Origin of the sequence: Nocardioides sp., assembly GCF_050699375.1 — a bacterium.
In the GTDB taxonomy this organism is placed as follows: Bacteria; Actinomycetota; Actinomycetes; order Propionibacteriales; family Nocardioidaceae; genus Nocardioides.
In genome coordinates this window covers 1-1,525 of record NZ_JBOHDN010000303.1, presented here as the reverse complement: position 1 = coordinate 1,525, position 1,525 = coordinate 1, and the positions used below count along the sequence as shown (strand labels likewise).

Here is a 1,525-nt window from a genome sequence, read left to right as displayed (position 1 = left end):
CCTCGCCGGACGCCATGGTGCGCCAGGTCAAGGCCGGCATCCTCGACCTGATCGGCGCCGCCCGCCCGTCGATCGCGGACCCGTTCCTGCCGAACAAGATCCGCGACGGCCGGCTCAACCTGATCCGCGAGTGCATCGGCTGCAACATCTGCGTCTCCGGCGACCTCACCATGTCGCCGATCCGCTGCACCCAGAACCCGAGCATGGGGGAGGAGTGGCGCCGCGGCTGGCACCCGGAGCGGATCCGCACCAAGGAGAGCGACTCGCGCATCCTCGTGGTCGGCGCCGGTCCGTCCGGGTTGGAGGCCGCGCGTGCGCTGGGCCTGCGGGGCTATGACGTCGTGCTGGCCGAGGCCGGTCGCGACCTCGGTGGCCGGGTCACGGCCGAGTCGAAGCTGCCGGGGCTCTCCGCGTGGGGCCGGGTCACGGAGTACCGCGAGGCGGTCCTCGCCGAGCTGCCCAACGTCGAGATCTACCGCGAGAGCCCGATGAGCGGTGAGGACATCGTCGAGTTCGGCTTCGAGCACGTCATCACCGCGACCGGGGCCACCTGGCGCACCGACGGTGTCGCGCGCTTCCACACGGCGGCGATGCCGATCGCCGAGGGCATGCAGGTGCTCGGTCCCGACGACCTCTTCGCCGGCCGTCTGCCCGACGGCAAGAAGGTCGTCGTCTACGACGACGACCACTACTACCTCGGTGGTGTCGTCGCAGAGCTGCTCGTCCAGAAGGGCTACGACGTCTCGATCGTCACCACCGGTTCGCAGGTGTCGTCGTGGACCAACAACACCTTCGAGATCAACCGGATCCAGCGACGCCTGATCGAGAAGGGCATCACCCGGGTGACCGACCACGCCGTCACGTCGGTCGGGACCGGCGGCGTACGGGTCAAGGACGTCTATGCCGGCCTCGAGCGTGACCTCGACTGCGACGCCGTCGTCATGGTGACCGCCCGTCTGCCCCGCGAGGAGCTCTACCTCGACCTCGTCGCCCGTCGCGACGCCGGCGAGATCGCCTCCGTACGCGGCATCGGCGACTCCTGGGGCCCCGGCACCATCGCCGCCGCCGTCTGGTCCGGCCGCCGCGCGGCCGAGGAGTTCGACGCCGTCCTGCCCTCCAACGACGAGGTGCCGTTCCGGCGCGAGGTGACCCAGCTGGCCTGAGGCGCAACTCCGCCGGCTGGCGCCCGGCGTGGAGGGGATCCCCTCCACGCCGGGCTTTCTCGCGTGGTCGTCGGAAGACGTACGACGGGGAGCTCTGCACCGGTTACGCGCTGGTAACCCCTGTCGAACTCCCCGTCGTATGTTGGGATCGGGCCCGCCGAAAGGCCCGGACCCCATCAGGGATCCGGGCCTTCGACCGATGCGGCTGTGCGCCGTGGATCAGCCGCGCGCCTGACGGTCGTACGCCGTGTAGCTCCGCTGCGTCGCGATGTGGCCGGCGACGTGCTTGGCGTCGTGCCACACGCCCCAGATGAAGCTCGAGCCGCGGCGGGAGAGCCAGGGGAGGCCGACGAAGTAGACGC

1 protein-coding gene is annotated in these 1,525 nt (G+C 70.6%); it reads left to right on the top strand.

What is annotated here, in order from left to right; genetic code table 11:
* The coding region (locus ACRDPS_RS21640) for an FAD-dependent oxidoreductase (RefSeq protein ID WP_431503731.1) at positions 1–1,163 on the top strand (1,163 nt) is incomplete at its 5' end.
* Positions 1,164–1,525 lie beyond the last annotated feature (362 nt).